The sequence below is a fragment of the Magnetovibrio blakemorei genome (genome assembly GCF_001746755.1).
GTDB classification, from domain to species: Bacteria; Pseudomonadota; Alphaproteobacteria; order Rhodospirillales; family Magnetovibrionaceae; genus Magnetovibrio; species Magnetovibrio blakemorei.
In genome coordinates this window covers 1-6,587 of record NZ_MCGG01000077.1, presented here as the reverse complement: position 1 = coordinate 6,587, position 6,587 = coordinate 1, and the positions used below count along the sequence as shown (strand labels likewise).

Here is a 6,587-nt window from a genome sequence, read left to right as displayed (position 1 = left end):
TAGACTAAATATAAATATTATCAAACAGTGAAATAAACAAAGGGGAACAGATTGTCCATTTTATTTAGGGGGTTTCTGCGTAAAGTTCGAAAGGTTAGCGGAGCAAAACTTGGACGTTTTATTAACAAAGTGGCATTCTCTGTTTATAGAGAATCATGCAATCCTGGGTACAATTTTTCCGAAAATGGTGAGCTTTATATTTTGAATTCGTTGGCGTCTCATGCATCTAAAATGGTTGTTTTTGATGTGGGGGCTAATACGGGTCACTGGTCGTCGGCCTGTGCTCAATTATTTGATGAAGAAACAAATATTTATGCTTTTGAACCAGGCCTAATAACATTTGGAAAATTGAAACAGTATTTAAAGCATAAAAATAATATTCATGTGTTTCAAATTGGATTATCAAAATCAGACGGCGAAATGGAAATTATGATAAGTGATTCCGTTTCTGAAAAATCAAGCGTTGAAGTTACATCAGCATCTGCTCTACTGCCTCATATTAAGGACTTCCGTAAAGAAACGCAGAAATTCGTTCGTGGGGATGTTTTTTGCAGTGATTTGGGTATTAATCACATAGATTTTCTCAAAGTTGACACTGAGGGACATGATTTTCATGTTGTGAGTGGTTTTGGGGATATGATTAAAAACAAAGAAATTGACGTCATTCAGTTTGAGTACAATAGGCTTAATATTTTCACAAAAATAATGCTTCGCGACTTTTATGTTCTTTTAAATGAAGAATTAACAGATAAAGGTTTTTGTATTGGTAGAATATATCCTGGCGGTGTTTGGTTTAAGGAGTATAGTGTTTATGACGAAAACTTTGTGGATGGGAATTTCTTAGCCGTTCGCATAAATAGGACTGATTTGATTTCTGTTTTATCTGTTTAATCGATTGATTAAGAATGTCTCAAATTTATGTTTACTTGCATAATTTCAATTGTCCCTTGTGAGTTTATACTGAATTTATGGCAAAATGTAGGAGATAAGTTTATATTACTTAAAGTAGGTATGTAATTTCCAAATGCTAATAGAAATATTGATCGGATAACTCCTTTGTGAGTAACGGCCACAGTGGTGCTGTTTTCTGAAGAGGTTTCTTCCAGCCACGACTTAACTCGAGACTGTGTTATGTGTAAACTTTCTCCAGAGGGGGGGGATGCATAAATGTCCCAGGTATCAATGCCCGGGATCTTTCCATTGTTTTGATCTCTTATTTTAGATAATTCATATCCCTCCCATTCGCCCCAATCTGTTTCAATTAGAGCGTTTTCTATAGTTGGGTTTTGCCCTAAAATATTTGCCGTTTCTGTGGCACGGCTTAGTGGACTCGAAACCCATTTAGCATTGATGAGTTCTCGCGGTAGCTTCAAATCTCTTATGAGCGTGCGTCCATAGTTACTGAGAGGTACGTCAGTACGACCTTGCAAAAGACCAAGCTCGTTCCAAGTTGTTGGGCCGTGGCGAATAAGAATGAGTTCTGTCATAAACTCAGATTGTCCGAAAACCTAATGCTACAGGAGGAAGTTTATTTAAAGCGTATTGCGCATTGAAGATTACAAAAAGCAATATATTCGTACTCATCTTGGTTGAAAACTTCCATCAGAGCTCGATACTCATGATGTCGCCAGTTAGGGTAACCGTATAATTCATCAAATAGGATAACGGTTCCAGAGACACAACGATCCTTTAGGTATTCCAATACAAATTTGGTGGGGGTATATGTGTCTAGATCGCAATGAATGAACGCAACCTGTTCATTTGGAACTGTTTCTAGATACTTTGGAAGTGTATCTTGTACCAAACCTTTGAGAAGATGAACGTTGGAGGGTACACTGGGCATGACACCGAGCGTGCTAAATTTAGATTTAAGTCCACCTACTTGTCCGGTCCAAGCTTCTTCGAGACCTTCAAATGAATCAAATCCAACAATTGTTCTTTGGTCGTTTTTGGAACTTAAATTTTTGGCAAATTGCCGAATTGAAGAGCCTTTAAATACGCCAAATTCCAAGATAAGTCCCGCTTCATTTATGTCCTGGATTGCATAGTTCCTGATTGCAGAGACAGATCTAAATAGGACCCCTGAATTAAGTTTGGATTCTAGGAAATCTACACTATCTAATCGCGCGCGCTCTTCCAGGATGTTAAGGATGGAAGGCACTTTGTTTCTCGTTAGAGATTCATTCCATAAGGTACCTGTCCGCCGGATGATGTTTTTAATTCTTTCTTTCATATTGTTTTCCATACAGTAACAGGTGGATTATGATAAACGGTCAAAAATCAAATTAAGTAATTTGCATGACCATGCGGTGATAAAGATCGCACGTTTCCATTAACTTGGAATGAGCCCCACGTTCTACCAATTCTGCGTTATTTAAGACCCAAATTTCATCACAGTTTTCTACCAACTTGAGGCGGTGGGAGACAATGATCGTTGTGACCTCGCCATGGAGAGTACGGATTGAGCTGGCCACTTCTTGTTCAATAAGAGTATCTAGGGAGCTGGTCGCTTCATCTAAGATGAGTATATCGGCACCTCGAAATAATGCGCGAGCAATGGCTACGCGTTGACGCTCCCCACCAGATAATAGAATACCCTGTTCTCCTAGTCGTGATGAGAGCCCTTTGGGTAATCGTTCAACGACCTGCTCAAGATGGGCGAGTTTGATTGCTCTAGAAATGCGTTGTTTTACTTCCTCAGAATTTTGATTGGTTATTGAATGGGAGCCAAAGATAATGTTGTCTCTTAATGTAGCGTCAAGTAGGAAAGGTTTTTGTGATACATACCCAAAGCGCCGTCGCCAAGTGCGCCTTTCCTCAGCTTTAAGAATATTTGCATCAACGGACACAGAACCTTTAGAAGGCGCTAAAAGCCCCACTATAAGATCAATGAGAGAGCTCTTCCCAGCACCAGATGGACCAACAACGCCATAGGATTTACCGGGTTCAATTATGAGTGAGACATCGCTAATTGCGGATCGTTGAGAGCCTTCGTATGTAAGAGAGACCTGCTCCAAAACAATTCTTTCCCATGGCAAAAGGACAACATCTTTTGGAGCAGCAGTTTCTGTTAATGTTGTAACTGCAATTAATTTTTCGAGATCTTCTATAATAGGAAAGGCGCTCATAAGGTTTGCAAGACTGGATACGACCGTTGAAAAAATTGGCATTAGTCTTAAGGTCGAAAGGCCATATAAAAAAACTAGACCAGAAATTTCGGCGCTTTGAGCATCCAAAATAGTAATCAAAGTAGCAGTGCCTATTAATGCTGCATAAGCAAAAAACTCTAATGTAATACGTGGGAGTTGAACCCATTTCTGGCCATCTGCATCACCGTGTGCATATGTTGAAACCTGTTCATAAAAAAGAGCTGAAAATTCATCTTCGGCTCCAGCCATTTTAACCTCTTTAACGCCAAAAATAGCCTCTATACTGATGTTATTTGCCATGAGTATTGACTTACGTTTTAGAGCCGCAATCTCAAGAATCTTGGGTCGTACGAACACAAAAATTGCAGTGGCAAAAAGTGTTACCCCCACGGCGACAATTAAACCTGACAGCGGGTTTGCCCAAATAAGAACAGCAACGATAATACCGGCCAGCATAAGATCACTGAGCAGGCGCATGAACGACCTGATAAACTGGCGTGACCAAAAAGACACGAACCCAAAAAGGTGTTCACGCAGACGTGCCGTATTCTGCTGCACAAGCCAGGAATAATTTGAAGTTAAGATGCGATACATCAGGTGCGAACTTAAGCGGACTTCGCAATGAGCTGAAAAACCTGAAACCCATCCAAGGTGAAGCCAACTGAGAATCGCTTTTAAAGAGATAAGTGTAAAAATGCCACCAGCAAGTAACAGCAGAAAATATCGGCCATCAATCAAATTGATCAACGGCTCAATCCAGGAAAATACATTCTGTGTCGGCAGCTTTGTCGGATCAATCATTAACTGTACCATTGGAATGATTGAGATTAGTACTGCTGTTTGAATCACGGCAAGTAATAGAGACGAGAAAAATAGAAAAATCATTTTTCTTCGCTCTCTAATGGTCGTCAGGCGCAAGCCCTTTTTTACGCCGTTAAAAACACTGCTAATGCGTCTGGAAAGGTTATTTAATTTAAACACTATTGCGGCCTATATGTGTGTATTTGAAATACGATGGAGTTAATGTGAGAATACATAAGGGGTGTTTCGAAATGTTTAGTTCATTTTTAAACGCCAGACCTGAATATTAATTATTACGATTTGCATTAAGGTTGTTGCGCGCACTAGGGGACCCGGTATCCGACTGCAGCAAAAGATAACTTTTGTAAATGGTGTACGACGCCATGCACGCTAAGTCAAAACTTGAGCATCACTGTTCTCCGGCACCGGATATTCATCGGATGAACCGTAACACTGGGTAAGAGGTCCAGCGATTGGTTTGTTTTGTTGTTTGATAGACCATATGTTTTTTCTCCTCTGCATCTCCTCTAAGGTCGATGTATACCCCTCGTTGGCGATTTGAGAATTGGTGTTGGCTACAGTCAGACTAGACTGACGCCCCATGAGTTCTCGTAACGCCAATCATTTTTTGACACCAACGACTGGCCCTGAGCTAAATTGAATTTTTTGAGGTACGTCGGCAGTAGCAAGCACGATATTAAAACCGAGCTTCTCAAGATCTCTAATTTTGCCTGTAAAATATCCGCTACGGTGAATATAATCGCGCCCTGGTCCCGTAAGATTAAAGTCTCGCCAGCATTCAACCAGTGCGACAACACCATTGGATACTCGATATATTTCCTTCAATACTTTCTCACGAATTTGTTCCATTTGTTCAAGAGCAAGTCGAGTGTAAATCAAGTCGAAATGGTTGTCTGGAAATGGCAAATTTCGCGCATCTCCTATCTGTAATTTTACAAGACGATGAGCTGTTAAGTCTACCAAAGGGACAGGTGAATTCTTAACAATTGATGGCGGTAATTCATCCAATTCTTGGACGGATTTAGCAATGTTTACACCGCTTTCTGTGAGTTCTATGCCAAAGAAAGAAATTTCGGGAAAGCGTGCTGCAAGTGTCAGGAGGATGCTACTATTCCCGCATCCAATTTCAAGAACGCTCTTTGGGCGCACAGTTTCGATTGCCTTAATATAAAACAGCAAATCAATTTGCCGTAATGCCTGTGAAGCACAAATAATGCCTTGTTGTCGCCACTGCAGGGCAAGATTTCGGGTGTTTAGGCCCTCGATGTACTGCGAAAGTGTATCGGTTAAGTTCCAATGGGTATTGTAACTGCTTTGTACATCTACCTGTGTTCTAGTGTTCCGGCCATGTTCAATAAGTCGGTGCAAATATCTACGAATACCAAGACGCCGCTGGCTAATTTCTTTATTAGAAATTTCTTTCCATTCAGAATCGTTTATGTTGAATTTTTGTGTTTCGTGGAGGTCAAGAATTTTTTGAATATCTGAATCTGGAAGTAAAAAATCCTCTTTTGTTAGAGAAAAAATGGATTTTTGAGGCGGCACGTGCATAATGTTATGTTTCTCCAAGTTTACTTGCCCATTTGTGGATATAATAAGCAATATTTGATTTTCGCACAAACCATAATTATCTGCGGTGATTTAAAAAACTTGATAAATATGGTTAGTCAGTTAATGGTTAGTCAGTTATTAGACTGACTTTATTGAAATATTTCTCTGACAATAGAATATCGTTACTGAGTGTCCGATCCGAAAGTAGTTGAGTGATTTCAGTCATTTGTGATTCTCTCGTTTGTGTCAAAGCAAATGAGGAGGCACAAGATGTGGACTGAAATCACCCGACCTGATTATGAGCGCACTGGGCGCCGATATGCAAGCGATTCGACAGATGAAGAATGGAGCCATGTTGCTCCGTTGTTGCCCCCGGCGAAGCCCGGAGGGCGTCCGCGCACGACGGATCTTCGAGATGTATTTGATGCCATTTTGCACATGGCGTCCACGGGCTGTCAGTGGCGGATGCTGCCGAATGATTTTCCTCCGGTCTCGACGGTGCGCAGATACTTTTACGATTGGCGCAACAACGGCGTTCTGCGAACGGTCAACCATTACTTGGTCATGGCAGCACGAGAAGCCATGGGAAAAGAGGCCAGTCCGACGGCGGGCGTGGTCGACAGCCAGAGCGTCAAAACCACGGAAAGCGGCGGTATTCGGGGCTATGACGCGGGCAAGAAAATCAACGGGCGTAAACGTCACATCGTCACCGACACGACCGGCCTGCTCGTTGGCTTGGTGGTCCATGGTGCGGACATCCAAGACCGAGATGGCGCTCCCGCCGTTCTTAACTCGATCCGCTATTCCTTCCCGTGGTTGCGCCATATCTTTGCCGATGGCGGATATGCTGGACCCAAGCTCAGGGGCGCATTGGACAAAATTGGACAATGGACGCTGCAAATCGTCAAGCGATCCGATGCCGCAAAGGGCTTCGAGATTATTCCCCGCCGCTGGGTGGTCGAACGCACGTTTGCATGGCTTGGCCGTTGCCGCAGATTGGCCAAAGACTGGGAGCAAACCATCGCCAGCGCTGAAACATGGCTGCTCATCGCTCACATACGGCGC

The 6,587-nt window shown here is 42.1% G+C and carries 6 protein-coding genes; 2 read left to right on the top strand and 4 right to left on the bottom strand.

Translation table 11 applies throughout. The annotated features are described in order from the left end of the window. Positions 1 to 51 precede the first annotated feature (51 nt). Positions 52 to 891 (top strand): FkbM family methyltransferase, encoded by an 840-nt coding sequence (locus tag BEN30_RS16200; protein WP_139135093.1) that lies wholly within the window; start codon positions 52 to 54, stop codon positions 889 to 891. A gap of 8 nt (positions 892 to 899) precedes the next feature. Here BEN30_RS16200 and BEN30_RS18110 read toward each other — a convergent pair whose 3' ends face one another. The 4 genes from BEN30_RS18110 to BEN30_RS16185 form a co-directional block, all read right to left on the bottom strand. Next, positions 900 to 1,487 carry a histidine phosphatase family protein gene (locus tag BEN30_RS18110; protein ID WP_084005651.1) on the bottom strand — a complete coding sequence of 196 codons (588 nt, stop codon included), beginning with the start codon at positions 1,485 to 1,487 and terminating at the stop codon, positions 900 to 902. A gap of 41 nt (positions 1,488 to 1,528) precedes the next feature. Then, positions 1,529 to 2,233 (bottom strand): class I SAM-dependent methyltransferase, encoded by a 705-nt coding sequence (locus tag BEN30_RS16195; RefSeq protein WP_170827096.1) that lies wholly within the window; start codon positions 2,231 to 2,233, stop codon positions 1,529 to 1,531. 52 nt (positions 2,234 to 2,285) lie between these two features. Beyond that, on the bottom strand, positions 2,286 to 4,130 hold the full coding sequence (locus tag BEN30_RS16190; RefSeq protein WP_069959350.1) for an ABC transporter ATP-binding protein: 1,845 nt from the start codon (positions 4,128 to 4,130) through the stop codon (positions 2,286 to 2,288). 441 nt (positions 4,131 to 4,571) lie between these two features. Next, entirely contained in the window at positions 4,572 to 5,522 is a 951-nt protein-coding gene (locus tag BEN30_RS16185) for a class I SAM-dependent methyltransferase (protein ID WP_139135092.1), read from the bottom strand. A gap of 270 nt (positions 5,523 to 5,792) precedes the next feature. On the opposite strand from BEN30_RS16185, the gene BEN30_RS16180 reads away from it, so the two are divergent. Then, positions 5,793 to 6,587 (top strand): IS5 family transposase (locus BEN30_RS16180; protein WP_139135091.1); only part of this gene is annotated, 795 nt, incomplete at its 3' end.